At 47.1% G+C, this 26,325-nt stretch carries 23 protein-coding genes; 1 reads left to right on the top strand and 22 read right to left on the bottom strand.

The annotated features are described in order from the left end of the window. From G6R30_RS05480 to gnd, 15 genes are all read right to left on the bottom strand, one after another. The coding region (locus G6R30_RS05480) for a hypothetical protein (protein WP_213822323.1) at positions 1–1,070 on the bottom strand (1,070 nt) is incomplete at its 3' end. A 262-nt stretch (positions 1,071–1,332) separates the two neighbouring features. Then, entirely contained in the window at positions 1,333–2,472 is a 1,140-nt protein-coding gene (locus tag G6R30_RS05485) for a CamS family sex pheromone protein (RefSeq protein ID WP_213822325.1), read from the bottom strand. A gap of 27 nt (positions 2,473–2,499) precedes the next feature. Beyond that, positions 2,500–4,539 (bottom strand): NAD-dependent DNA ligase LigA, encoded by a 2,040-nt coding sequence (gene ligA, locus G6R30_RS05490; RefSeq protein WP_213822328.1) that lies wholly within the window; start codon positions 4,537–4,539, stop codon positions 2,500–2,502. Positions 4,540–4,675: 136 nt separating this feature from the next. Next, the gene (gene pcrA, locus G6R30_RS05495; RefSeq protein WP_213822331.1) at positions 4,676–6,928 is read right to left on the bottom strand and encodes a DNA helicase PcrA; all 2,253 of its coding nucleotides are present in this window, start codon (positions 6,926–6,928) and stop codon (positions 4,676–4,678) included. A 134-nt stretch (positions 6,929–7,062) separates the two neighbouring features. After that, positions 7,063–7,692: a glycoside hydrolase family 73 protein gene (locus G6R30_RS05500; RefSeq protein WP_213822332.1), complete on the bottom strand. Its 630-nt coding sequence runs from the start codon at positions 7,690–7,692 to the stop codon at positions 7,063–7,065. Between the two features lie 122 nt (positions 7,693–7,814). Continuing rightward, entirely contained in the window at positions 7,815–8,207 is a 393-nt protein-coding gene (locus tag G6R30_RS05505) for a hypothetical protein (protein ID WP_213822337.1), read from the bottom strand. 142 nt (positions 8,208–8,349) lie between these two features. Further along, positions 8,350–8,649: a DUF1292 domain-containing protein gene (locus G6R30_RS05510; protein ID WP_213822340.1), complete on the bottom strand. Its 300-nt coding sequence runs from the start codon at positions 8,647–8,649 to the stop codon at positions 8,350–8,352. Between the two features lie 18 nt (positions 8,650–8,667). Next, positions 8,668–9,102: a Holliday junction resolvase RuvX gene (gene ruvX / locus G6R30_RS05515; RefSeq protein WP_213822343.1), complete on the bottom strand. Its 435-nt coding sequence runs from the start codon at positions 9,100–9,102 to the stop codon at positions 8,668–8,670. After that, a complete protein-coding gene (locus G6R30_RS05520) occupies positions 9,102–9,353 on the bottom strand; it encodes an IreB family regulatory phosphoprotein (RefSeq protein WP_213822345.1) in 252 nt (83 codons plus the stop codon). The genes ruvX and G6R30_RS05520 overlap by 1 nt, the downstream gene beginning before the upstream one ends. Before the next feature lie 146 nt (positions 9,354–9,499). Next, positions 9,500–12,181, bottom strand: a complete 2,682-nt coding sequence (alaS, locus tag G6R30_RS05525) for an alanine--tRNA ligase (protein ID WP_213822347.1) — start codon at positions 12,179–12,181, stop codon at positions 9,500–9,502. Positions 12,182–12,491: 310 nt separating this feature from the next. Next, on the bottom strand, positions 12,492–13,907 hold the full coding sequence (locus G6R30_RS05530; RefSeq protein WP_213822349.1) for an APC family permease: 1,416 nt from the start codon (positions 13,905–13,907) through the stop codon (positions 12,492–12,494). A gap of 140 nt (positions 13,908–14,047) precedes the next feature. Beyond that, positions 14,048–15,667 (bottom strand): APC family permease, encoded by a 1,620-nt coding sequence (locus G6R30_RS05535; protein ID WP_213822351.1) that lies wholly within the window; start codon positions 15,665–15,667, stop codon positions 14,048–14,050. Positions 15,668–15,807: 140 nt separating this feature from the next. Continuing rightward, on the bottom strand, positions 15,808–17,190 hold the full coding sequence (locus tag G6R30_RS05540) for a gluconate:H+ symporter (protein WP_213822353.1): 1,383 nt from the start codon (positions 17,188–17,190) through the stop codon (positions 15,808–15,810). 28 nt (positions 17,191–17,218) lie between these two features. Further along, positions 17,219–18,772: a gluconokinase gene (gntK, locus tag G6R30_RS05545; protein WP_213822354.1), complete on the bottom strand. Its 1,554-nt coding sequence runs from the start codon at positions 18,770–18,772 to the stop codon at positions 17,219–17,221. 129 nt (positions 18,773–18,901) lie between these two features. Further along, positions 18,902–19,810: a phosphogluconate dehydrogenase (NAD(+)-dependent, decarboxylating) gene (gene gnd, locus G6R30_RS05550; protein WP_213822356.1), complete on the bottom strand. Its 909-nt coding sequence runs from the start codon at positions 19,808–19,810 to the stop codon at positions 18,902–18,904. 134 nt (positions 19,811–19,944) lie between these two features. On the opposite strand from gnd, the gene G6R30_RS05555 reads away from it, so the two are divergent. Continuing rightward, complete coding sequence (locus tag G6R30_RS05555; RefSeq protein WP_213822358.1) at positions 19,945–20,808, top strand: MurR/RpiR family transcriptional regulator; 864 nt, start codon at positions 19,945–19,947, stop codon at positions 20,806–20,808. Positions 20,809–20,931: 123 nt separating this feature from the next. On the opposite strand, the gene udk is transcribed toward G6R30_RS05555, so the two are convergent. From udk to plsX, 7 genes are all read right to left on the bottom strand, one after another. Continuing rightward, a complete protein-coding gene (udk, locus tag G6R30_RS05560) occupies positions 20,932–21,561 on the bottom strand; it encodes a uridine kinase (protein ID WP_213822361.1) in 630 nt (209 codons plus the stop codon). 113 nt (positions 21,562–21,674) lie between these two features. Then, positions 21,675–23,021, bottom strand: a complete 1,347-nt coding sequence (locus tag G6R30_RS05565) for an MFS transporter (RefSeq protein WP_213822364.1) — start codon at positions 23,019–23,021, stop codon at positions 21,675–21,677. 114 nt (positions 23,022–23,135) lie between these two features. Next, positions 23,136–24,143, bottom strand: coding sequence for a substrate-binding domain-containing protein (locus G6R30_RS05570; protein WP_213822367.1), 1,008 nt, complete (start codon positions 24,141–24,143; stop codon positions 23,136–23,138). An 86-nt stretch (positions 24,144–24,229) separates the two neighbouring features. Further along, positions 24,230–24,454 carry a hypothetical protein gene (locus G6R30_RS05575; RefSeq protein WP_213822371.1) on the bottom strand — a complete coding sequence of 75 codons (225 nt, stop codon included), beginning with the start codon at positions 24,452–24,454 and terminating at the stop codon, positions 24,230–24,232. Between the two features lie 24 nt (positions 24,455–24,478). Next, a complete protein-coding gene (locus G6R30_RS05580) occupies positions 24,479–24,916 on the bottom strand; it encodes a SprT family protein (RefSeq protein WP_213822557.1) in 438 nt (145 codons plus the stop codon). 64 nt (positions 24,917–24,980) lie between these two features. After that, the gene (gene acpP, locus G6R30_RS05585; RefSeq protein ID WP_213822373.1) at positions 24,981–25,232 is read right to left on the bottom strand and encodes an acyl carrier protein; all 252 of its coding nucleotides are present in this window, start codon (positions 25,230–25,232) and stop codon (positions 24,981–24,983) included. A gap of 64 nt (positions 25,233–25,296) precedes the next feature. Then, the gene (gene plsX / locus G6R30_RS05590; RefSeq protein WP_213822559.1) at positions 25,297–26,325 is read right to left on the bottom strand and encodes a phosphate acyltransferase PlsX; all 1,029 of its coding nucleotides are present in this window, start codon (positions 26,323–26,325) and stop codon (positions 25,297–25,299) included.

The following is a 26,325-nucleotide window of genomic DNA, read 5'->3' on the forward strand; positions in this document are numbered from 1 at the left end:
GTCTTGAGATAATTATACAGTGGACGATGCATAAAATCTGTCCATTTTATCAGCATACGAGCAGACTCCACAAAATCGTTAACATCTTTAGCATTATCCTTCTCAGCAATGTCCTTTTCGGCCTGGTTAATAATCGAATCAATATTAGCTTTTTTTGTGTCTTTGTCACCTTTTCCCAGTGTATTGTCTTTATCGACACTATTCTTTAATTTCGTTCGATAATCTTCCAATTTCTTAGTACCATCAAGCTTGGCTTGCCTTGATTCGGCACCTTGCTTCAGGGCGTCGGAAATTTCTTGCTGAACCGCTGGGGCCGTACGCAACTGAATTTTTGGCGTTGGGTAGACAGCTGTGCCACCCGTAGCTTTTCCGCCTGCGTTATTTGAAATATAGGCAACACGTAAAACAGAGTCAGTCTGTGAGAAAGTATCGGGCAATACAAACGTTTGTGGTGTGTCTTGCGTGTGAGCAAAGACTAATTCGCCAGAAGCAATACGAGCTTGCTGGTTATTATAATTATCTTTATCGGATTGATTAACATAGTTACCCGTTGGTTGTGAAATGGCTGATGCCGTTGAAATTTCTTTGATTTTCTTAAAAGTCGTGCCATCCCCTACTTCAACCCAAATCGAGTTATTCGATCCTCGTGAAGTTAAGGTAATGCTGGTTTTACCACCGATATAAGCTGAAATCAATTGACCCGTTGACTGATCCTTACGAACGAATACGTTGTTAACCTTGTAATCAACGGACTGGTTACCATCCTTTGCCACGCCAGTTACTGTGGTCAAATTCACCCACTTACCAACAACGGCCGATTCGGGATCATCGAATTTGACATCATCGATTTGAGCAACATCTTCGTGTGTATCATTGTATTTAGACATGACTTCAGCAGCTTTACTATTATAATCCACTGTCGTGGTAGCTGACGTATCAGCCGAAACCGACACTCCGCCCCCTACTAACGACATCGTCACTGTTGTATTTAAAAATGTCGAACCCGACAAAATCGCCAATGCTAACAAAGTTAGTTTCGCAAATTGTTTTTTTGTAAAAGATTCTGCCATCATCTTGCCCCTTTTATCTGGTTCATTTCGTTCAATTAATCCTTTAATATCTTAACGGGTTAATCAAAAGAATTGGTTACTGATAAATGGCTTTCTGATGTCGAAAATGTAGTTTTCTCGTAACATTTATTTCATATAAACGTTACAATAGTACCATTCTAAATAAAAACGTAAATTTAATCACATGTTATCTTTTATTTAGAAATATATAAGAATGATTAGATTAAAAAAGACACCCTCACTCGGGTGTCCTTTTTAAGAATTACATAATTGTTGTGGTATAGGATTTATCATCGGACTTGCGGACAAGAATTGCCTGCGTTTCATTTGCCGTCTTAATGGTGATTTGGACAGGCGCTGAGGAAGGCAAGAACTTCACAGCAGCCGAGCTAACGTAGTTGGCAAAGGCTTCAATCTCTGTTTGAGAATAGAACTGCGTCGTCACGGTCACCTTCATCGATGTCAACTTTGAATTGGTGAAGTGACCAATGGCCGTTGCACCAGCAATGTTTGGGAAGAAGTTGGCAATGTCATTCTTAAAATTGGTAAAGCCAGTGTTTTCGTCCGTACCAACAGATGAGCTATCCGAGCTTTCCTTAGGGAAAACAACGGTTTTGTCATTAATGTCAGTCCAGGCCGAAATGTTCGTACCGGACTTGGAAGTTGCTTCTGAATAGAAGGAACCGCCGCCAAGCGAATCTTCCGAAGCATTGGCATACATGGCAATGACAATTGGAATGTTCTTGGCAACACCTGTTTGAGCACGAATTTGTTTAATCAACTTCGGTGCAATTTTCTTACCATAGGCAATGCGATCCGCATCCGAAATCGACTGGTAGTAATTGGCACCGTACTGTTCCTTCTGGTAGGTGTCTTGCGTGTTCATCGCCACACCAACAACCATACCGGCCAGCTTCAGGTTCGAACCATCTTTTGTCATAAAGTCTTGTTCGGTCAAACTCTGAACGTAGATTGGATTACGTGACGAATCGGTTTTCCCGTTATCCTTAGGGTTCAAAGCGGTCAAATTCGAATCGGTTTGACGGGCCAACAGCCCACTAACCGTATCAGAAGAGAGGTACTGACCTTCTTGGAAGATATACCGTCCCGTCTTAAAATGTGTCTTGGCCAAGTTCAACAGTCCAGACTCAAAGTCCTTCGTATCAACTGCATTCCCCTGGGAGGTTGCCGTCAATCCACGGGCGGCTGACGTCAGGTAATGACCGTCCTTAATCACCGTCTGATACTGTCCGGCACCGTTTTGGGTCAATTGAACGCCCTTACTTTTTGAAACAGAAGGCGACAGGGTTGCCCGGTTTAAAAACAAAAAGAAAAGCACCAGTACAATGATGGCCCCACCTGCAATGAAGAGCCAGGTCCTTAATGATATACGTTTAAGCATGAATCGTCCTCTTTACAAAAGCAGGCATTAGGCCTGCTCGTTTTGTTGGGCGGATAGGAATTCCTGTTCATTCCAAACCGTCACACCCAGATCCTCGGCTTTTTGTAGCTTTGAACCAGCATCGCTTCCAGCAATCACCAAATCGGTTTTCTTTGAAACCGAGCCCGTAACTGACGCACCGTGGCCTTCCAGCCAGGCCGCTATTTCACTGCGCGAACTTACCTCTAGTTTACCAGTCAAAACGATCTTTTTACCATAGAAAAATGAATTTTCATCAATTGGTCCCTGGTCAGACAGATAAGCCATGTTCACGCCAGCTTGTGAAAGTTCGGCAATGAGGGCCTGTGCCTCGGGTTCTTGGAAGTATTTAACCAAAGAATCGGCAATCGCCAGCCCGACGCCATCAATCGACACAATATCATCAACGGAAGCGCTGGCAACATGGCCGAGATCACCCAAAGACTGCAAAATCGTCTTGGCCGCCTTGGCACCAACTAAACGGACGCCCAATCCAAAGAGCAAACGATCAGCGGAATTTTCCTTCGAAGCAGCGATTGCTGCCAACAAGTTGTCCGCGGACTTTTCCTTGAACTTATCCAAAGTCAAGAGCTGCTCACGTTGCAAGGAGTAGATTGACGCCACATCCTTCACCAACTCTTTTTCCAGCAACTGTGCCACGATTTGGGGACCCAAACCATCGATGTTCATGGCGTTTCGTGAGGCAAAATGCGTCAGGCCTTCAGCAATTTGTGCCGGACAGGCTGGATTCATACAACGCAAAACCACTTCACCTTCCACGTGGACCAAATCAGCGCCACAGGCTGGACAGGTCGTCGGAATGGCATAGGGCTTTGCATCCTTTGGACGCTTTGCTAGAATCACTTGCCCAATTTCTGGAATAATATCACCGGCTTTGTGCAGGGTAACCGTATCCCCAACGCGGACATCCTTCATTTTAAGATAGTCCGGATTGTGTAAGGACGCCCGCTGCACAGTTGTTCCCGCCAACAAAACAGGATCCATCGCGGCCGTTGGCGTGACAGCGCCCGTTCGACCGACCGTCCATTCAATATCACGGACAACCGTCTCTTCCTCTTCAGGTGGGAACTTGTAGGCAATGGCCCAGCGTGGGACTTTGACCGTATTGCCAAGGTCAACCTGGTCATCAAAGTTATTCACCTTAACGACGACACCGTCAATCCCGTAGGGAAGGCTGTCACGCTTTGCCGTGTACTCTTCCAAATAGGGCTTGATATCAGACATTTGACTAATGACCCGATTATCGGGGTTCGTTGGCAATCCTAAGGCCCGAAAGCGTTCCAGAAGGCCATCTTGTGTGGTCACGGCAATCTGATCAGGTTCTGCCGTGTAGTAAATAAAGGCTGATAACTTCCGCTTCTTCGTTTCCCGTGCATCCAGCTGGCGCAAGGAGCCTGCAGCGGCGTTTCGTGGGTTGGCAAAGGGTTCTTGCCCCTCTGCTTCGCGTTCTTCGTTCAACTTAGCAAAAGAGGCCTTGGGCATGTAAATTTCACCACGCACCTCAACCGTCACCGGCTCGTTCAAAGTCTTGGGCACATCATCGATGGTATTGACATTGGCCGTCACATCTTCGCCAACTAGACCATTACCACGCGTGGAGGCCTGGACTAACTTCCCCTGCTCGTATTTGAGGTTAATCGCCAAACCATCAATTTTTAGTTCCAAGTTATACTTTGGCTGAAAACCAAGGGCTTTTTTTGTGCGGTCTTCCCACTCCTGCAATTCGTCGAGGGAGAAAACATCCCCCAAGGACAGCATGGGAACCGGGTGCTGCACTTTTGGTAAGCCGGACTTGGTCTGAGCCCCACCAACGTTTTGCGTTGGCGAATCCTGGCTAATAAACTGGGGAAAGGCTTGTTCCAAAGCTTGCAAACGAGCGTACTGCGCATCGTAGACATGGTCTTCGACAAGGGGGGCATCCTTTTCGTAGTAGGCAATCCCATAATCAGTCAAGCGGTCCTGCAAAGTCTGAATCTCTTGCTTGGCTTCCTCTGTTGTTAATTGCTTTATCTCTTTTGGCTCTGCCATGATAACTTCCTCTCATTCCTGAAAAGTGCTATGTACGAACCAAGCCTAGATGGACAAAACCTATTCAAGTTGAACAGGTCAAGTAGTGCCAACAAAGCAAGGTTCTTTTGTTAAAAATAAATGGTGCAAGGACGGCTTAATCGGCCTTTTTAATTGGTGCAAAGGCGGCCAACAATTGCTTAATCCCATCCTCTGGAAAGGCGACTTTGAGCTCTTGATCCTCGGCGGTTCCGGTGACGGCGACAACCGTTCCGATTCCCCACTTCTTATGCTGCACCTTATCACCAGCCTGCCAAGACACACCTTCAGCACCGGTCGTCTTGCTTTCGGACTTTTGAACAGCGGAAGCATGAACGGGACGGCCATTATAAGTCGTTGACGTGGCCCGTAAGAACTTGGAAGACAGGCCAGGCTGGGTTGCTGACGAACCAGCTGGATAGGCCTTCTCAATTAGATCGTCGGAAATTTCATCAATAAAACGTGATGGCTGGTTGGCCTGGGTCTTTCCGTAAAGCATTCGGGAAAAGGCATTGGTCAAATACAGCTTTTGCTCCGCACGGGTAATCCCAACGTAGGCTAAGCGCCGCTCTTCTTCCAAGAGATCCTCGTCTTGTGCTGCGCGGCCGAGTGGGAAGAGGCCTTCCTCTAATCCAATCAAGAAGACCGTGTTAAATTCCAATCCCTTAGCAGCATGCAAAGTCATCAGCGTCACCTGACCCGAATCCTCTTCCACGTTATCCAAGTCGGCCATCAGCGCCGTTGATCCTAAGAAATCCGTCAGTGGGTTAATCGCGTCTTCAGCGTCTTGATCGTACTTCGCTTCAAATTCCTTGGTCACCGAAATAAATTCATCAAGGTTTTCCAAACGGGACTGTGACTCCGGATCAGATTTTTGCTGAAGTTCTTTTCGATAACCCGATTGATCTAAAATCAGGTCCGTCAATTCGGAAACATCGAGAAATTCGGCTTGCTGGCGGAAGTTATTCACCATCTCAGCAAAGGCCAACAACTTGGAAGCGGCGGCTGGCCGGATATCCGGCGCCATTTCGATTTGATCAATTGCTGCAAGCATTGGCAGGTTAATCGAATCGGCAAAGGCAAACAAACGGTCAATGGTCGTTTGGCCAATGGCACGCTTTGGCACGTTAATGATTCGTTCCAAAGCCGCATTGTCGGCGGGATTGGCCACCAAGGAAAGGTAGGCCATAATATCCAGGATTTCCTTGCGGTCGTAGAACTTGTGCCCACCCACGATCGTATAAGGAATGTTGGCCTTCACCAAGGCTTCTTCCATCGCACGGGATTGGGCGTTTGTCCGGTAAAGAATGGCAAAGTCCGACAGGGACTGTTTCTGTTCGCGCTGGCCCTTTTGAATCTTGCCAAGGACGTAATAGGCTTCGTCTTGTGCAGACTGTGCTCGGTAATAGGTAATCTTTTCCCCAGCGCCGTTTTCCGTCCAAAGCTTTTTTGGCACGCGCTCGTTATTGTGATTAATCACATCGTTGGCGGCATCCAAAATATGTTGAGTCGAACGATAATTTTGTTCCAAGAAAACGGACTTAGCTTCTGGCCAATCCTTTTCAAAGTTCAAAATGTTTTGCATGTTCGCCCCACGCCAACCATAAATCGACTGATCGGCATCCCCAACAACGGCCAGGTTCTTTGATCCTTTGGCCAACATGTTGACAATCCTGTATTGCGCGTCGTTGGTATCCTGATACTCATCAACGTGCAAATAGCGGAACTGTTCCTGGTAACGCGTTAGTACTTCTGGCACCTTTTCAAAGAGCTCGATTGTCAGCATAATCAAATCGTCAAAGTCGACGGACTGTGCCTGACGAAGCGCTTTTTGATAGGCCCGATACACTTCTGCCACGCGCTCTTCGTAGTAATTACCAGCCTGCTCTGCATAGTCCTTTGCTGTCAACAGCTCGTTTTTAGCGTTTGAAATCGTACCCAGAATCGTCCGTGGATCATACTGGTTCGAGTCCAGGTTCAACTCGTTAACCACTCGCTTGACCAAGGTCTTTTGGGCCGACGAATCCAAAATGGTAAAGTTCTTACCCAAACCGATTTGTTCGCCATCCCGACGCAAAATACGAACGGCCAGGGCGTGAAAAGTCGAAACCCAAATCATTTGCGCCTGTTCAGGATCAACCAATTTAGCGATTCGTTCCCGCATTTCTCGGGCTGCCTTATTGGTAAAGGTAATGGCCAAAATCCGCCATGGCCGAACATCTAAATCTTCAATTAAATGGGCGACACGGTGTGTCAGAACACGCGTCTTTCCAGAGCCGGCCCCAGCCATAATTAAAAGCGGTCCCTCCGTCGTACGAACCGCTTCGGCCTGCTTGTCGTTCATTCCCTTAGTAAGTTCTTCAACCGTCATGATGCCATCCTAAAAAGTGTATTCTTGCTTCCTATATTTTAGCATAATCTGCCCTTTTTCTCCTGCTCGTCTCACCCAGTCAACAAGTCAAAAGCAAGAAAAAAAGCCCAGAATTCTGAGCCTTTTACCAGTCATTAATTTGCTAAGTCAAAGCGGTGTAAGTGATATTTTTCAATGACCTGAACAAGCTTCGTCGCATAATCCGGATCCGTTGCATACCCATCCGTCATTAACCCTTTAGCGGCGTCCTGATAGGTTTGAGCCGACAAGACATGGGCGTATTGCGTTGGATTCCAAGAGGTCCCCTGTTTTAACAACTGTGCATGGGCCAGCATGGAAGCCTGCCAAGTAGGATAGGAAACAAAAGCGGCATCCACTGTGACCCAAGAACCATCCTGATACTCTTTGGTTGGCAAGGTAACCGACGACTGCCCAGCCGAGGCCTTGACTCCATAGAGGTTATGGGCTTGAACCGCCAGCGCCGACTGGCCAAAGTCCGACTCCAAAGCCGCTTGGGCAAGCGAAATCGAGGCAAAAACGCCATATTGCCGTTGCAGTTGTTGGGCATAGGGCGCCCAGGACTTTAACTGCTTTGACCGCTGATCCTCGACCTGTGCTTCCTGACGTTCGGCCAAGAATTGCGGTGTTAAGAAAGCAGCGGCCCCCACCAAAGTCAAGAGAGCCAGTAAGGCGATGAAGTAGCGGCGCCGCTCTTTTTTACCACGGGGTATTTTTAACCACTTTCGCTGTCTTCTTTTGGCCATGGCTCCCTCTCCTTTCTTGGACTTTCTAATTTAAAAGTATACAACTTTTTTGAACAAGACACCAAGAAAGACCCCTGTAGAAAGAAAAAAGCCCGGTAAACCGGACTTTTCAAAAGGAAATCTTATTTCTTATAGGTCGAACCTTGGACGTTAATGCTCTTCTTATTATCCGCAACTTGGAAGGCAACACCGCGGATGCCACCCTCTTTGGCTGAATCGGAATTCTTATCATAAAGCAACACCAGGACATTGTCCTCCAAGTAATACTTACCCGTTAACTTTTGACTCGTATTTGACGTGCTGTAAAGCGTATAGGTTGACTTGGTGAACTTAATGGCCGTTCCACCATCCTTATAGGAATAAACACCCGACATGCTGTTTTGATCTTCGTAGGCCTTATAGCCAAAGCCGGCAGCAGCCAATACGATCACAACGAGAACAATGATGCCCGTCCACCACTTACTTTTCTTGGACATCTTTTTTGGATTTAATTTACTTAACGAAAGCTTTTTCATGAGTTCTTTCTTCCTTTCCTCTTCTCTCTAGGGTAGTCCTCTGAATTGGAATGTCAAGTTCTTTCGACTCTTTCCAATCAACCAGTCAGAAAAGCTACCCAAAAAAGTGCTCAAAAAAAGGCACACCGACGTGTGCCTTTTTTTATTCAAAGTTAGCATCATCATCCAAGAAGGTGTTCAACACTTCTTCAACCATGGCCCATTCGGCGTCGTCTTCGATTGGCAACAAATCGCCATCTTTTGCTTCGCCATCTTCTTCAGGGTTAAAGATGTAGGCCTGTACATCAACCTGTTCATCTTCTTCAACACCATCTGGTACCAAAAGAATGTAGGACTTATCAAATTCTTCGGAATGGAAGGTAAAGAGGACTTCGTACAAAGCCTCGTCACCGTTATCATCCACCAGGGTAATCTTATCAATTTCGGGGTTTTCTTTTGCCATTTGCTCTTCCTTTAATTCTTAGTTCTTTGTCAGTTTACCATTGGCATCCAAGTAATTCTGCAAGATGAATTCAGCCGCAATCTTATCGATCACTTTCTTACGCTTTTTTCTTGAGACATCCGCCTCTTCAATCAACATCCGTTCCGCTTGAACCGTCGTTAATCGTTCATCTTGAAAGTCGGTCGGCAAGCCGAACCGTTCTTCCACCATTTTGGCATAGGCCCGTGATGCTTCCGCACGAGGTCCTTCTGAGTTATTCATGTTTTTTGGCAAGCCCAAAACAACGGCTTTGGCGCCGGTTTTTTCGATTAATTCACCGAGTCGATCAAGGCCAAAAATCTTTTCATCCTCGTTAATTCGGATGATTTCAACACCTTGAGCCGTCCAACCCATGGGATCGGAAACCGCCACACCAACCGTTTTGGAACCTACATCTAATCCAAGTATCCGCATTACTTTTTCAAATAGGCGTGCACGAGTTCTTCGATTATTTCGTCACGTTCGTGCCGCTTAATTAAGTTTCTTGCATCGTGCAAGCGCGGAATATAGGCAGGATCACCAGACATGAGGTAACCGACGATTTGGTTAATGGGGTTATAACCCTTTTCTTCCAAGGCGTCATACACCAACTGCATCGTCTCGTGAATATCCTTTGGCTCCTGCTGACCGAAGTCGAAAATAGCGGTTTGATCACTTACGCTCATCGTACACACTCCTTTCTTTATCAAATCTTAATTGTTTTTCTTTGTCTCTAGTTTAACACGATTCCATATGCAAGATAATGAAATCCGTCAAAAAGTCCCTGACGGTCTAGACCCAAAAAGAGTCAAGTCGAAACAAGCAAAGGACCTTAGGCTTGGGCAAGCAATTCCTTGGCCTTTTGCAAAGCGGCCGGAATCTGATCCTGGTCTTTTCCACCCGCCTGGGCCAAATCAGGACGGCCACCACCGCCACCACCAACGATTGGGGCAATGGCTTTCACAACGTCACCGGCCTTGATGCCCTTGCCGTTGGCCGTCTTATTCGCTGCAACCAACAGATTGACTTTTTCACCAATGGCAGCTGCCAAGACCAACACGTCTGAGGCGCCTTTGTCACGCCAAGCATCGGCCATTTGACGGAGCCCATTGGCATTTTCAACCGTTACCTGAGCAGCCACAACGGACAAGCCGTTAATTGCTTCGGCATTCTGCAACAAATCAGCTGCTTGTGCCGCAGCCAATTGCGCTTGCAACGTGGCTAACTGATTCTTTGCTTCTTTCAGCTCATCTGACAAATCGTTCACGCGGTCTGAAACAGCCAAAAGGTTCGGTACCTTGAGATTCTTGGCGATGTGCTGAAGTGTCTGTTCCTCTGCTTGGTAATCCGTCAAAGCCGGCAATGCGGTCTTGGCCTCAATCCGTCGAACGCCGGCTGCAACACCCGCTTCTGACGTGATCTTAAAGAGGTTCAATTCCGCCGTCGACTGGGCGTGTGTTCCACCGTCGAACTCTTGGTTGTAATCACCAATTGACACGATTCGAACCGTGTCGCCGTACTTGTCATCAAAGACGGCCACTGCGCCCAACTTCTTCGCTTCATCCAAGGACATTTCCTGCCAAGTAATTGGCAAGTTCTTTTGAATTTGCAAGTTCACTTCGTCTTGAATCTTGTTTAAGGTTGCCTGATCAACCGGCCCATCATGGTTAAAGTCGAAACGCAAGTACTCTGGTTCAACCAGTGACCCCGCTTGATGAACATCCCCACCAATCACATTGCGCAAGGCTTGATCCAACAAGTGGGTTGCCGTGTGGTTCAAGGAAACCGCATGATGGCGTTCCATATCAACCGCCAAATCGACGACCTGGCCAACGGTAATATCTTCTGTCAACGTGACTTCATGAATGTTTTGCCCATTTGGACCCGATTGGACGTCACGGACTTCAGCGATAATCGTATCGTTTTCGTCTTTAACCGTACCAAAGTCGGCAACCTGGCCACCCATTTCGGCATAGAACGGTGTTTGATCGAAAACCAACCAAGCCGTCGTCCCTGCCTTGGCAGCGTCCGTTGAAACAGCCACGCCGCTCTCATCGTGAGCAATGATGGCCACGACTTTGGCACCGTTAACGGCTGTCTTTGACCAACCAACGTAGGTTGAATCCACCGTCAAATCAGTCAATGCGGCATTTTGAACACCCATGGCATGTTCTTTTCCACGGGCTGCTCGTGCGCGATCCTTTTGCTCTTGGAGCGCCTCTTGGAAACCAGCCATATCAACCGTCATGCCCACTTCTTCGGCCTGTTCAGCAGTCAATTCGACTGGGAAGCCATAAGTATCCGACAACTTAAAGGCATCGGCACCAGAGATTTCCTTTTTACCAGCCTTTTTAGCATCGGCCACGAATTGGTCAAACATAGTTAAGCCGGACTTTAACGTCTTGTTAAAGCGCTTTTCCTCGGCTGTCATGATCGATTCAATCAAGCCTTGCTTTTCCTTTAATTCTGGGTAGAAGGCATCGAGTGTTCCAACCATTGAAGGCACAATCTTAGCCAAGAAGTTTTCCTGAATACCAAGCTTTTGGCCGTGCAAAACCGCCCGGCGCAACAAACGGCGAATGACATAGCCCCGTCCTTCGTTTGAGGGCTTGGCCCCGTCTGAGATGGCAAAGGCGACCGCACGGATGTGGTCAGCAATGACTTTGAAGGAAACGTTGTCTTCTGTATCCTTTGTCGTGTCATAGACTTTGCCAGCAGTCAGTGGCTCCGTTGCTCGGATAATTGGTAAGAAGAGATCCGTATCGAAGTTCGTCCGTCCGTTTTGAAAGACCGAAACCAGTCGTTCGAGGCCCATCCCCGTATCAATGTTTTTATGTGGTAATTCTGGATAAGTACTGTTATCCGTCAAACCTGGTAAGTGGTTAAATTGTGAAAAGACGATGTTCCAGATTTCAAGGTAACGTTCGTTTTCACCACCTGGATACATTTCCGGATCGTTTGCAGGCAAATCAGCAAAGGCTTCGCCACGGTCGTAAAAGATTTCGGAGTCAGGACCTGAAGGACCCTCACCAATATCCCAGAAGTTATCTTCGACTTCGTAAATGTGACCGTCGGGCAAATCGGTCTTTTCTTCCCAAATTTTCTTTGACTCCTGGTCCTTTGGATAAACCGTCACGTAAAGCTTTTCCTTATCCAAGCCATACCACTCAGGCGACGTCAACAACTCCCAAGCCCAAGGAATCACTTCTTCTTTAAAGTAGTCACCAATCGAGAAGTTTCCCATCATTTCAAAAAGCGTGTGGTGACGGGCCGTCTTTCCCACGTTTTCGATATCGTTTGTTCGAATGGCCTTTTGTGCGTTGGTCAAACGTGGCTTTGGTGGGACAACGGAACCATCAAAGTACTTCTTCAACGTGGCAACACCCGAGTTAATCCACAAAAGCGAGGGATCGTTTTCAGGAATCAATGATTTTGATGGAACGACCAAGTGGTCTTTTGATGCAAAGAAATCCAAAAACATTTGTCGGATTTCTGCTGATGATAATTCTTTCATAGCCAACTCCTTTAATACAATAGAAAAAGCCATCACAAAGAGCGAACGCGTGACCGTGGTACCACCGCTGTTTGTAATGACTGTTAAAGTCTTACCTCAAACCTTGTAACGCCAGGAAAGCGCCCTTTCGGGCTTGGAAATGGGAGCACGAGCATGGTTTGCTTAACCCCTCTCACCAACCGGAGTCTCGCTAGAAAGCAATGCCATAGTCGCATGACCATTCGTTAGCTTTATTATAGCATATGCGCCCCATTCATAGCAGATCGGAAAAATAAAAAAGTCGATTCAGTGATCGACTTTTGAAAGAACATTACTTTGAGTGTTTAACACCATAAAAGGCATAGACCAAGAGGCCAAGAACAAACCAAGCAACTGAATAGAGTTGTGCTTGGTGATCCAAGGTGTAGTAGATATAAGCCGCCCCGATTGCCGCCAATGCTGGCAAAATTGGATATAGTGGCATTTTGAAGGAAGGCACTGGCAAGTCCTTCCCCTCACGACGTCGCAGGGCGTAAATGCCAAGTGACACCATAATGAAGGCAATCAAGGTACCGGCTGACATTAAACCGGCTAACTCCGTGAAGGAGAAGACCGAACCAACCAAAACCGCGATAACAGACAGGGCAATCAAGGCGTTATTGGGCTGCCCCTTTTTCGAAACACCACCGAGAAAGCCTGGTAATAGGCCATCTCGGCCGAAGGCGTAGAGCAATCGTGAGCCAGCCATCATCATACCAATCAACCCAGTAAACATACCAGCCAAGGCAACAACAGACAGAATGTGTGACGTCACTGAATGACCAGAGGCAAGCAAGGCCCAGGCAGCCGGTGCTGCATTATTCGCGTACTTGGTGTAGTGGAACATGCCGACCAGGACAAGGGAAACCGTGACAAAGAGTGCCGTAGCAATAATCAGAGAACCAATAATTCCCCGTGGCATCGTCTTTTGAGGATTCTTTGCCTCGGCTGAGTTGGCCGCGATTGAATCAAAACCAATGTAGGCCAAAAAGATTTGTGAAGCGCCGGCTGCAATTCCCTGCCAACCACCAAAGTCGGTTCCGGGCACATGGGTCGGAACAAAGTGCGCGTAGTTGCTTGGGTGAATGGCGGTCGCCCCAACAATGATAAAGAGGACGATCACGCCAACCTTCAACACGACCAGGGTATTTTCGACTTTGGCAGTATTGTTCGTTCCCCGGTAAAGCAGGGTGGCAACAATCAACACGGCTAGCAGAGCAAAAAGGTCAATCACCCCACCATTACCAGCTGAAAATGGATTAGCCAAGGCCTTGGGTAGGGACCAACCAAACGAAGACAGGAAGAGCTTCATGTTAGCTGACCAACCAGAGGCGACAAAGGCAACGGCGATGAAATATTCGGCCAACAACGCCCATCCCGCAATCCAGCCAAAGACTTTACCAAAGACGACAGAGACCCAAGAATAAGCCGAACCGGCAAATGGCAAAACAGAAGCGAACTCAGCGTAGGCAAAGGCCGTCAAACCAGAAACAATGGCAGCCAAAATAAAGGAAATCGTAACCGCTGCACCCGCGTGCGTGGCGGCCACAATTCCCGGTAAGGTAAAGATGGCAGCTCCGACGATCGTTCCGACACCAAGTGCCAGCATTTCTTTGACACCAAGGGTCTTTTTCAAATGTTGGTCCGATTGTTCGAATGCTGATGGATCAGCCTTTCCAAACCATTTTCCCTGCTTTTTTTCAGTCATATTCTGCCTCATACTCTTTTAATCAAACTAGCATTTACTCTACCAGCAGGACCACCTCTTGTCAATTAACAAAGGCGTTTTCCAGCGTTTTCAACATAAAAAAGTCAGACCAAATTGGTCTGACTTTTGACTCACTCATATTATTCAGCGTTTTCAGCTGGTTCTTCGTAATCAACCGTATCGTTGACTTTCTTTGCCCGCTTAAAGTACTTCGTGATCAAGTGTGATCCCTTTCCCCAAGCATAGAAGGCCAATGCGACAATGGCAACCATCAAGAAGTCCCATGGATAGTGAATCCAACCAACACCGTTAAATTCAGTTGAACCGATGTATGATTCAATTGACAAGGCGATTAGGTAGAAGAGCAACCAAGAAGATCCTTGCAACTGCTTCTTCAAACGTGACCAGGCAAAGCCTTGACGCCATTCGTAGTAGAAGTAGAATGGCAAGCCCAAGATGATAATCATAATGACTTCAATCGTGGTTGGCCACATTGCCCAGTAAGTTGCCAATGAAGCCAAAACGAAGGCCAAAGGCGCCATCCACTTCATCGACTTTGACTTGAATGGACGGGTAAATTCAGGCGCCATCTCGCGAAGGGACATCACCGTCACCGGTCCAGTCAAGTAAGCAATCAGGGTAGCCGTCGAAATAACGGCGGCCAACGTTCCCCATGAACGGAAGAGCGAAACCATAATCATGGACAAAACCGCATCCGTCACCATGGCCATACGAGGAATGCCGTACTTTTCGTTAATCTTTCCAATGAATTGCGGGATGTGCTTATCAGAAGCCATCGCAGCCAAGACACGACCAGTTGAGGCCGCAAAGGAAACACCCGTTCCAAATGGCGAAATAAAGGCATCGGTATAAAGCAAAATAGATAACCAATTCAAGCCAACCAAGATCGCCAAATCAGCAAATGGTGACTGGAAATCGATACCGTGCCAACCGTACTTTGCAATTTCAGATGGTTCAATCGCCGTAATGAAGGTTGATTGAATCAAGATGTAAAGCAAGGCCGCAATACTCAAGGAAATCACGATTCCACGAGAGATATCCTTGGTTGGGTTCTTCACTTCAGAACCAAAGTTAATGATGGTCTGGAAAGCGTTGAACGAGAAGATAATACCTGAAACGGTCGTTGCGGCAAAGATTGGCGCCGTTCCGTAAGGCATAAAGTCGTGCATGTTTGTTCCATAGTTTGATGGATGGAATGACGCAATGGTCAACATCACAATCGTCAACAATGGCACACCCAACTTAAAGAAGGAAATAAAGGACGTGAACCTTGTCAAAAGTGACACTGACCAATAGTTCAAGAGCGTAAAGATAATGATAAAGCCGAAGACAACCAGCAACCCTGGGGTTGTGATTTGATTGTTTTCCAAGAAGTGGTGCGTCCAGTTCGCCCAAGACCATGGCCAAGTGGCCATGTATTGAACGGCTGCCACCGCCTCAATCGGAATTAAGGTAATCAATGACACCCAGTTGGCCCATGAGGCAATAAAGCCAAGCAAGGAACCGTGGGTGTACTGAGCGAACTTTGACATTCCCCCAGACTGTGGAAACATTGTTCCCAATTCAACGTAGGTATAAGCAATCACACCGATGACAATGGCACCGACGATCCAAGAAATAATCGCCGCTGGCCCCGCCACTCGGGTGGCCTCCCAAGAACCAAAAAGCCAACCGGATCCGATTAATGAACCAAGACCCAGCAGAACCAGCTGCAATAAACCAATTTTATTAGATTTCATAATAACCTTTCATCTCATTTTTCAAAGTGACCACTCATGTTCGGTCATCCGATGGTCACTATTTTACCAGAATGTGTCAAAAATGCAAAAAGGAATTTTATTCTAGCAAAAAACCACCGTCTTACCGGTGGTTTTGGATCTTATACTAAGACCGCCGTTAAAATCAAAATAATGGCCAAACCGGTCAAAGAAATGACCGTTTCCAAAACTGTCCAAATCTGGAAAGTCTGCTTAACCGTCAAGTCAAAGAATTCCTTGAAAATCCAGAAACCAGCATCGTTGACGTGTGAAGCAATCAATGATCCCGCACCGATTGCCAAGGCAACCAAGACGAGCAAGAGATCACCGTGCGGGTTGGCTGCCAAAATACCATTGACAACCCCAACGGCCGTAATTCCAGCAACCGTTGCTGAACCAACCGCGATTCGAAGCAATGAGGCCACAGCCCATGCAAAGAGGACGATGGCAATTGGTGACATCGAACCCGATGACTGGAACAAATCAGCAATCTTAGCTGACATACCAGAAGTAACCAAGACACCACGCAGGGCGCCACCACCACCAACAATCAACAAGATACCAGAAACGGCATTCATTCCTTCATTTAAGGAAGCACCGACCGTCTTCATATCACGCTTTTGCATCAGACCCATGGTAAAGATTGCCAAGACCAATGAAATCGTCATGGCAATGGCTGGGTTAGCCAAGAAATCAATCACTTGGTATACCGCATCCGGGTTCTTTGGTGTCTTACCACCCGTGACAACCAACTTATAAATCGTGGCAATGATCATGAAGACCAATGGGAAGACAGAAGTCAAGACGGACAAGCCAAAGGAAGGCGTCTTATCCAAATCGTATTCTTTCACATCCCCAACGGCTTCAATGTGTTCCTTGAACTTGAAGGCATCTGGCGCGTACTTTTGGGCCAACTTCGTAAAGATTGGTCCGGCAACAACGGCCGTAATCACGGAAACGAAGAGACCAACCAACAACATCAAGCCAATGTTGGCGTTCAATTGTGAGGCAACAGCTGTTGGCGCAGGTTGTGGTGGTAAGAATCCTTGGGCTGATGACAAGGCTGCTGTCATTGAAACACCCAAGTAAAGCAATGGCACACCAGCTTCGATGGCAACCGCAAAGACGATTGGGATCAAAAGAACCATTCCAACACCGAAAATCATTGAGATTCCGATAATGAATGAAGCGAGCAAAACCGCCCACTGCAAACGCTTCAAGCCAAACCAGGCGATCAGCGTTTTAGCGATTCGGTAAGAACCACCAGCATCGGCAACCAAACGACCAATCATCCCACCAAAGATGAAGATAACGGCGTTTGAACCAAGGATGTTTCCCATTCCTTGGTTACCTAGGACAGCATCAGGAATCTTTGAAGGGTTCATACCCAAAAGAAGTGCCAATGCAACGGCCGTAATGACCAAAGAAACGAACGTGTTCAATTTGAATTTGGTGATTAAAAGCAACAAAAGCAAAATGGATAGGATTAACATGATAAATTCCATCGTATTTGTTAGGGCAAAGCCCTACTCCTTACTTTTTTTCTGCCGGTCGCGCATGCTTACGCTGGAAAGCGGCAATGTTGTCGTATTCCGTCTGTAACTGACGTGACAGACGGATAAAGATTGGGGCTAATTCACGATAAGCCTCAAAGTTTTCAGGTTCTGGTTGATAAGTATTGGACTTACCAATGTACTTTGAGATCTCATAAAGATCATCGATTTGTCCAAGTGCCTTTTGCGCAACCACAACAGCTGCCAAAGCCCCTGATTCAAAGGCTTGTGGCACCGTGACGGGCTGTTCAAAGATGTCGGCAAACATCTGACGCCAAAGTGGTGAGCGGGCAAAGCCACCGGTAGCTTGAATTGACTTGAGAGAGCCAACCACTTCTTCCAGTGCAAGTGACACCATGTAAACGTTGAAGGTAATCCCTTCAAGAACGGCACGGAGCATGTTGGCACGCGTGTGCGAGTGGTTCAAACCAAAGAATGAACCACGAGCGTTGGCATCCCAAATTGGGGCACGTTCTCCACCCAAGTATGGGTGGAAAAGCAAACCATCCGAACCAGCCGGAATCTTTGAAGCAATTTCAGTCATCAAGTCGTAAGCATCTTGTCCAAGCAAGGCCGCCGTCGACTTTTCAGCATCGAACAAGTTGTCCTTTGCCCAACGGAAGACATCCCCTCCGTTGTTGACCGGACCACCGACAACCCAGTGATCCTTGTCCAGTGCATAAGTGAAGGTACGACCCTTTGGATCAATAACTGGCTTATCTGAAACAACACGGATGGCACCCGAAGTACCAATCGTAATTGCCGCAACCCCTGGTTGGACCGCGTCAACACCAAGGTTTGACAGAGGGCCATCCCCGGCGCCATAAACAAAGGGAACGTCTTCTGGCAAGCCCAAAACGGCTGCCAATTCCTTGTTCATGCCTGTTTCGTATTCATAAGGCGACACCGTTTCTGGCAACTGATCCTTTGTCACACCAGTCACTTCAAGGGCCTGCTTGTCCCAATCAAGTTCGAAGATGTTAAAAAGTCCCGTTCCAGAGGCAATCGAAATATCCATCTTGTTTGCACCAAACAAACGGTGGAAGAGATATTCCTTAATTCCCAAATAGTGAGCGGCGTTCTTATAAATATCTGGTTGATCATTCTTCAACCAAAGCAACTTTGATAAGGGTGCCATTGGGTGAATAGGTGTTCCGGTCTTTTGATAGATTTCCATTCCCAAACCAGTTGACTTCAATTCTTCCGTGTAATTCACGGCACGAGTATCCGCCCAAGTAATCACTCGGGTCAAAGGATGCCAGTCCTTATCGAAGGCAATCAATGAGTGCATGGCTGATGAGAAGGAAACGGCCTTAATGGCGTTTCCCTTTCCCAATTCAGCCTTACGGACAACCGCACCCAGCGCATTCGTGAAGGCCACGAAAATTTCATCCAAATCTTCTTCAGCCATATCGGTGGTATCCCGGTAAAGGGGGTAACCGTAATTAGCCTGTGCAACGACTTGGTTTTGGTCATCGAATAAGACGGCCTTGGTGGACGTCGTCCCCAGGTCGATTCCAATCATGTAGTCCATGTCACGTCTCCATTTTTGGTTAGTTACTATACAAAATCGCAAAGAAAGACACAGTATTGTTACCGCTTACTTTACCTTGCAAACAAAAAGCCCCCTCGGTGGGGAGCTTTCAAAATGGTTATTTGAAGCTTACTTAGCTGAATCCATTGCGTGGCCACCGAAGCCGTTACGCAAAGCAGAAACAACCTTTCCAGTAAACGTGTCTTCTTGCAATGAACGGTAACGCATAGCAAGTGACAAGTAGATAACTGGTGCAGGAACTTCCAAGTCAAGTGATTCTTCGACGGTCCACTTACCTTCACCAGATGAGTGCATAACGCCTGAAATCTTTGACAACTTAGGATCGTTAGCAAATTGTTCTTCGATCAATTCCATCAACCATGAACGAACAACGGAACCGTTGTTCCAAAGCTTAGCAACTGCTTCGTAATCGTAATCGAATTGTGAGGCTTCCAAAACTTCGAAACCTTCGGCGATGGCTTGCATCATACCGTATTCGATACCGTTGTGGACCATCTTCAAGTAGTGACCTGATCCCAAACGACCAGTGTACAAGTAACCGTCCTTTTGGGCGATTGATTCGAACAATGGTTCGATTTCCTTCCATGCGGCTTCGTTGTCGCCACCGATCATGAAGTTACCACCGTTACGGGCACCTGACATTCCACCAGACGTACCGGCATCAAACAAGTTAATACCAGCAGCAGTCGTGCGCTTGTTTTGTTCAAGGTTGTCCTTGTAGTTTGAGTTTCCACCATCAATGATGATGTCGCCCTTGTCCATCTTTTCGATCAACGTATCGATCGTTGAGTTCGTTGGCTTTCCAGCAGGAACCATTACCCAAACAACCTTTGGTGATGGCAACTTTGAAAGCATGTCATCCAATGAGTTCACACCTTCAACCTTGTCTGAGTAAGCATCTGCTTCTGCGACAAAGTCCTTGTTCAAGTCAAACGCAACAACTTCGTGGCCGTTGTCGACAGCGTTCTTAACCAAGTTAAGACCCATCTTTCCAAGACCAATCATGGCAAACTTCATGTGTATTACCTCTTTTTAATATTTCATTTTTTTACTACATGTCCTATTATATGAAAATCTTTTTCAGAACACAAGCGTTAATTGAAAATAACTTTCATCTCCGGTATAGTAAAAAAAGATAAAGGACGTTTAATATGAAAGAAAGTAAATCTCGTGTCATCTTTGCCCAACTTGGCAAAGAGCCCAATACCTACAACCAAACGGAACAAAAGCTGGTTGACTACATCACACAAAACATCGATCAGGCCGCTCAAGATACCATTCAGTCGATGGCTGAAAAGACGACTGTCTCCACCTCGTCGATTTCACGCTTCGTGAAAAAAATTGGTTTTTCATCCTACCGCGACTTTTCAGTGGTCCTTGCCTCCTATCAGCAAAGTAAGCCACCACTCGATCTTTTTGGTGAAATTCTCGATGATGATAACACGGAAGCCATCCGTCAAAAAGTCTTCTCTGGTGCGCAAAACGCCCTTACGATGACGGCCGATGCCTTAACGGCTGAGTCCCTCGAAAAGGCGCTTTCCTGGTTAATCTCTGCGAAGCGGATCGGCTTTTTTGGCATCGGTGGTTCCTCGATTGTCGCCTTCAATGCTTATCACAAGTTCTTGCGTACGCCAATCGATGTCATTTCTCATCCGGATTACGACATTCAACTGATGCAGGCCGTTAAGCTAACGCCACAAGATACCGCCGTTGTGATTTCGCACTCCGGTCGAAACGACGACACCCTTTTCTTAGCACAAAAATTAAAGGAGCATCAAGTCCCCTTCATCGCCATCACTTCCTTTGCGGATTCCCCCTTGGCGCAAATGGCCGACATCGTGCTCCTATCGCTCGCCGATGAAGTCAATTATCGTTCCGAATCAATGTCTTCACTCATTGCCCAACTCACCATTGTCGATACACTCTTCACGTTGACTGGATCAAAGCTGCCCAAAGCAACCCAGTCGGTTGTCGACACCATGCGTGATGTCATTGAGGGAACTAGGCGACAGTAATTCCCACCATCTACCCAGTCGGACAGGATCAATCCTGTCCGACTTTTTCATTTTGACCCTTTTCTCGCCAGCCTCATGGGCAGAAAAAAAGAGATGACCCAAGTCGGTCATCCCTTGTAAAAATCATTCTTCTTTTTTCACCATGGCAATGGCTTGATTCATCAACATGTCGATGGCCACATAGTTGCCACCACCCTCTGGAACGATGATGTCAGCGTAACGTTTCGTTGGCTCAACAAATTGATTGTGCATGGGCTTAACGGTAGCGGTATATTGTTCAATCACCCCTTCAACCGTTCGGCCACGTTCATGGGTATCGCGTTGCAAACGACGAATAAAGCGAATGTCATCATCCGTATCCACATAGACTTTTAAATCCATCAAATCACGCACACGGGCATCGTTGAAAAGCAAGACACCGTCGACAATGATCACATCGCCCGGTTCCACATGGGTCGTCTTACTTGATCGTGTGTGTTCAGCATAATCGTAAACCGGCGTATCGATTGCCTGCTTTTGAATCAGCTTTTCAAGGTCTGCCACGAAACGATCCGTTTCGATGGAGTCTGGATGATCGTAGTTTGTCTTCATCCGTTCTTCCATCGGCTTGTCTGACTGATCCTTATAGTAGACATCCTGCTGCAATAAAATCGGATTATTGTCCGCTAACCGCGTAATCAGCGCCTTCGAAACAGTGGTTTTCCCAGAACCAGAACCACCAGTAATTCCAATTAAAAACGGTTTCTTTGCCAAAATAGCCTCCAGTTGCCATGCATGCTGTGTGCCAAAATTTTATTATCCTGTCTATTTTACGTGATTAAAAAAACAAAAGCTAGTAAAAAAGTCGGTCAAAGACCGACTTTTTCTTACTTTTCCACCTTGATTCGACTAGCTAGGAGATAACCCGATAGCGGAATCAAGATAAACCAGGCCGCCGTTAGATTCAAGGACAGGCCATAGCTGTTGTTCTTGTGGAAGAAGCCAATTAAAATTCCTGCAATCAGAATCGACAGCGCACCAATTAACTGGCGCATCGTTGTAATGATCGCCGTTCCATGCGAAATCAAGTGTTTTGGCAACGCGTTTGATGCCGCCGTAACAGCCGGCATCATGATAAAGGCATTCCCACCTTCAAGTAACATTGCCCCTAGGATGGCCAAGAACAGCCATTTTGTTCCAAAGAAGGCCAACATGGCATAGCCCGCCACCATCATCGTTGAACCGATTAAGACAAGCGGACGCAAGCCAATTTGGCCAAGGAGTCGACCGGACTTGGGGTTCAACCAAGACAAGAAGACGGCCCCTGGAATCATGAGAAGGCCCGACCAAAGCGGTGCGAGGCCAAAGACTTTTTGGAAGTAAAGCGGCATAATCACCGTTGCTGTAATCAGCCCGGAATAAGACATTCCCGTCAACAACATGGCGGGCAAGTAGCCGCGGTGCTCAAAGACGCGGAGATCTAAGAAGGGGTTATCCTGACGCAGTTGCCGAATCACAAAGAAAACAAGCAAGGCGATAGAGACGACCAAAGTCGCCACCAGGGTCAACGACCAGCCCTTACTTGGCAAAATAGAAACCGTGTACAAAACACCCGCGAAACCAATTAACAAGAAGGCTGACAAGAAATCGAAGTCCCGCTTATTTAACTCGTGAGTATTTTGAATTTGCCCTTGCATGAAAATAATCAAAGCCAGCAAAACGATGAAGAAAAAGGCAAAAAGCGCACGCCAAGTACCGAATTGCAACACGATGCCAGAGACAATCGGTCCGACTGCCAAAGCCGAAGACATAACTAAGCCAACGGCCCCCATCGCAACGCCACGCTTCTCCTTTGGCGTATTTTCCATAATCACTGCCTGGTAGGTTGGGAAAAGCGCCCCAACCGCGACACCTTCCAGCAAACGGCCAACAATCACACCCAAAAAGTTTGGTGTGACCATGGCAATGGCCGTCCCCACTAGAAAAGTCGCCACAATGAGATTCAACAACTTCTTCAAGTGTAGATTATCCAAGAGCCATGGTGACAGTGGCATAACCAAAGTCATGGCCACCATAAAGCCGGACGTCACCCACTGAACGGCGGCGGCATCAATCCCAAACTGCTTCATCAAAATTGGATAAGCGGTTGTCATCGTCGATTGCGAAATGGACATCGTAAACGAGATAAAGAGTAACACCAGCGAAAATGGCGATAACGAGCGAATGTTTTTCAAGGTACTTCCCTCCCCAAATGGTTCTTTTTATTAGTTTAAAAGACCCGGCCCCAAAAGGCAACTAGTTTGTTTTCATTCTAAACAAAAAGGGAAGAATCCAATCTTCCCTCGTTCTTACTTTGTTGATTGTCGTTTAACCATGGTATAAGGCAAAAGCACTTGTGCTTCATCCAGCTTTTCCTTGTCCATTAATTTGGTTAACAGGCGCATGGCGACCGCGCCAATATCATACTTTGGTTGATCAATAGAGGAAATTTCAGGTCGTGCCACCATGGTAAACGTCGTGTTATTGGCCGATACGATTGACACGTCCTCTGGCACACGCTTTCCCATGTCCTGCAAGCCATTCAAGATTCCCAGGGCGACTTCATCGTCGTAGGCAACAACGGCGCTCGCCCCTGTTTGATCAATTGCTTCAGCCAAGTCCTTGCCATCCTGATAAGAACGAGCACCAGCAAAAATCAAGCCTTCATCAACCGGCTGCTTTGCATCCTCAAGTGCTTGGACGTAACCAGCCCGACGGTAATCTTGATCAATGGCCCGATCCGTGGAACCCAATATCAGAGCAATCCGTTCGTTTCCAGCCTTCAAAAAGTCCGCCGTCACCTCACAAAAAGCCGCCCGATAATCAATGTTGACAGATGGTAAGACCCGGCCTTGGTCGACAGATCCTGCCAGTACGACCGGTACGCCAGTCGCTTGGATGGCCCGTAAGACTTCATCGGACAGCTGACTACCCATGAAAAGCAAGCCATCAATCTGCTTGTCAGCAAGGTTGCGAACCGCCGTCAACGCCCGCTTGGGGTCATCATCCGTGTTTGTCAACAAGACATCATACTGGTACATGTTGGCAACATCATCAATTCCTCGGGTTAATTCCGAATAGAAGAGATTGGTCATGTCTGGCATGACCACACCAACCGTCGTTGTCTTCTTGGAAGCCAAGCCACGGGCAACCGCGTTTGGCCGATAGCCCAAATCCGAAATGGCGGCGAGGACTTTGTCACGGGTGGCGGGGCGAACGTTTTGTGAGGCGTTGACCACACGAGAAACCGTGGCCAAGGAAACCCCCACGGCGGCGGCAACATCATAAATTGTGGCGTTCTTTTTTTCTTCGCCCATTTTTCAACCTCTTTGAAAGCGCTTAATTCGCCATTTATCATAGCAAAAAAAAGGCCCAACCGCAAATGATCGAGTCCCTCACAGCCTTAAGAAAACCGGCTTTCTTCGTAATTTTCTGAAACGTCTTCTTGTTTTTTATACTGCTGATAGATAATCCACAAAAAGCAGGCGTTCGACACGATAAAGAATGCCGATACCGCAATCAGTGTTCGCATCACACTCAAATCAATATGTAAGGCCCAAACGAACAGGGCTGGATAAATCAACAGATTCAAAAAAGCCCAAAGTATCTTCAATCCCGTATAAGCCATTTCTTCTCTCACTTCTCTCGTTTCCTACCTTGGATAAAGTCGTCCCCGACAGCGAGCACAACGATAACGCTGCACATCAACCGGGCGGACCCGGTCGATGCTATGCCCATTTTCACAAAGATAGTGGTACTTTCGCTGAACCGTCCGTCGCGCACCAACATCCGGCGCGTAACGACTGCCACCCACCTGCTGTAAAAGCCGTTTAAAGTCCTGGTCCCTGTGCCGATAACCGCGGCCTGCCAAATGCAAATGATAGTGGCAAAGTTCATGTTTGATCACGGCGTCGAAATCGGCTCGTTTGGCCATCTTCGGATTAAAATCCAAATGGTGGTCCGATAAATGATAACGACCACCCGTCGTTTGTAAGCGACTGTTAAAAACAGCGACATGTCGAAAGGGCTGACCAAAGGAAGAAAGGGACACCTGCTCAACTCGCTCTTGTAAAGCGACTTGTTCAGGCATCCCGATTGTTTGTTCAAAGGTGGCTTTTTTGCGGACCGCTTTCTTCTTCGACCGTCCGAAAAAATCACTTACCTTGGCGCGCATAAATATAGTCCGTGACTTTGTTCAACGTGGTTAACTCGTTCAAATCCTCATCTGGGATTTCAAGGTCGAATTCATCTTCCACCTCGACGACGAGTTCGACCACGTCGATTGAGTCGGCCCCAATCTCCTTGACGAAGTCATGGTCGCCTTGAATTTTGTCCTTGGAGACGTTGAAGCGTTTCGCTACTTCGTCTTCGAGTTTCGCATAAATCTGCTCTTTCGATAAGGCCATTGTTCTCTCCTCAAGCTAAATCAAATCGAACTAATACTACCACAAATTCAAGGTCTTGCGGCATTTATTTTACGTTCTTTTTCACTTTCATCTTTTCGGCGTTCTCTTTAATAAAGTCGGCCGTCTTACCAACGAGGTTTTCTTGAACCATTCGTTCAATTTGTCCCATTGAGTTCGCAACGGCTTTGGCCTTTGCCGATCCGTGGGTCTTCACCACCGGTGCTTTCACACCAAGCACAACGGCCCCACCGTTTTCTTGGAAGTCCATCTTGTGCTTTAAGCTCTTCAATGCCGGCTTTAACAACAAAGCGCCCAACATACCACGAATTCCGGCGCCCTTGATGGAATCCTTTAATTGCCCCATCATCGTCAAAGCCGTTCCTTCAATCGCCTTCAAGGTTGCGTTACCAGAAAAGCCATCCGCTACGACAACATCGGCCGTTCCTTCCATGATTTCACGGGCTTCAACGTTGCCTCGGAAATCAAAGGCATCGCTTCCCTTCATCAATTGGTGAGCAGCCTTGTGAACCTCATCCCCCTTGTCTTCTTCGCCACCGTTATTGAGGAGACGAACACGGGGATGATCAATGCCCATCACCGTTTCGGCATAAAAGCTGCCCAAAATACCATACTGATAAAGGTGGGAAGGCTTGTTTTCAGCATTGGCACCAAGATCCATGAACACGAATTCATCATGCTGGCCACCAAAACTTGGGAAAGCCGTTGCCAAGGCAGGGCGTTCCACACCACGAATACGACCAACAATAAAGATGGCAGAAGCCAAAATAGCCCCAGTATTTCCGGCAGAGAAAAAGGCATCCGCCTCGCCATCCTTCACCGCATTAGCTGCACGAACCATGGAAGAATCTGGCTTATTCTTCATTGCCTTAACGGGTTCTTCGCCCATTTCGATCTCTTCGCTCGTTCCGATAAGCTTAATTCGGTCCATCTTTTGAATCAGCGGCTTCACTTTTTCTTCCGTTCCAAAGAGCAAGAATTCCAGCCCTTCATAACGATCACGAGCGATTTCAACACCCTTCACAATTTCATCCGGGGCAAAGTCGCCACCCATCGCATCAATCGCAATCTTAAT

The organism is Fructobacillus parabroussonetiae (assembly GCF_018437265.1).
GTDB classification, from domain to species: Bacteria; Bacillota; Bacilli; order Lactobacillales; family Lactobacillaceae; genus Fructobacillus; species Fructobacillus parabroussonetiae.

Excerpts from the sequence above, each read along its gene's own strand:
- gnd (WP_213822356.1), bottom strand. The coding sequence starts at position 19,810 with ATGAAGTTTGCCATGATTGGTCTTGGAAAGATGGGTCTTAACTTGGTT.
- pcrA (WP_213822331.1), bottom strand. The coding sequence starts at position 6,928 with ATGACGGTTGAAGAACTTACTAAGGGAATGAACGACAAGCAGGCCGAA.
- G6R30_RS05555 (WP_213822358.1), top strand. The coding sequence starts at position 19,945 with ATGAAAGAAAGTAAATCTCGTGTCATCTTTGCCCAACTTGGCAAAGAG.
- G6R30_RS05575 (WP_213822371.1), bottom strand. The coding sequence starts at position 24,454 with ATGGCTTATACGGGATTGAAGATACTTTGGGCTTTTTTGAATCTGTTG.
- acpP (WP_213822373.1), bottom strand. The coding sequence starts at position 25,232 with ATGGCCTTATCGAAAGAGCAGATTTATGCGAAACTCGAAGACGAAGTA.
- ligA (WP_213822328.1), bottom strand. The coding sequence starts at position 4,539 with ATGGCAGAGCCAAAAGAGATAAAGCAATTAACAACAGAGGAAGCCAAG.
- G6R30_RS05535 (WP_213822351.1), bottom strand. The coding sequence starts at position 15,667 with ATGAAATCTAATAAAATTGGTTTATTGCAGCTGGTTCTGCTGGGTCTT.
- alaS (WP_213822347.1), bottom strand. The coding sequence starts at position 12,181 with ATGAAAGAATTATCATCAGCAGAAATCCGACAAATGTTTTTGGATTTC.
- G6R30_RS05570 (WP_213822367.1), bottom strand. The coding sequence starts at position 24,143 with ATGGGCGAAGAAAAAAAGAACGCCACAATTTATGATGTTGCCGCCGCC.
- G6R30_RS05530 (WP_213822349.1), bottom strand. The coding sequence starts at position 13,907 with ATGACTGAAAAAAAGCAGGGAAAATGGTTTGGAAAGGCTGATCCATCA.
- G6R30_RS05510 (WP_213822340.1), bottom strand. The coding sequence starts at position 8,649 with ATGGCAAAAGAAAACCCCGAAATTGATAAGATTACCCTGGTGGATGAT.
- G6R30_RS05505 (WP_213822337.1), bottom strand. The coding sequence starts at position 8,207 with ATGAAAAAGCTTTCGTTAAGTAAATTAAATCCAAAAAAGATGTCCAAG.
- G6R30_RS05580 (WP_213822557.1), bottom strand. The coding sequence starts at position 24,916 with ATGCCTGAACAAGTCGCTTTACAAGAGCGAGTTGAGCAGGTGTCCCTT.
- ruvX (WP_213822343.1), bottom strand. The coding sequence starts at position 9,102 with ATGCGGATACTTGGATTAGATGTAGGTTCCAAAACGGTTGGTGTGGCG.
- G6R30_RS05540 (WP_213822353.1), bottom strand. The coding sequence starts at position 17,190 with ATGGAATTTATCATGTTAATCCTATCCATTTTGCTTTTGTTGCTTTTA.
- G6R30_RS05485 (WP_213822325.1), bottom strand. The coding sequence starts at position 2,472 with ATGCTTAAACGTATATCATTAAGGACCTGGCTCTTCATTGCAGGTGGG.
- gntK (WP_213822354.1), bottom strand. The coding sequence starts at position 18,772 with ATGGACTACATGATTGGAATCGACCTGGGGACGACGTCCACCAAGGCC.
- G6R30_RS05500 (WP_213822332.1), bottom strand. The coding sequence starts at position 7,692 with ATGGCCAAAAGAAGACAGCGAAAGTGGTTAAAAATACCCCGTGGTAAA.
- G6R30_RS05520 (WP_213822345.1), bottom strand. The coding sequence starts at position 9,353 with ATGAGCGTAAGTGATCAAACCGCTATTTTCGACTTCGGTCAGCAGGAG.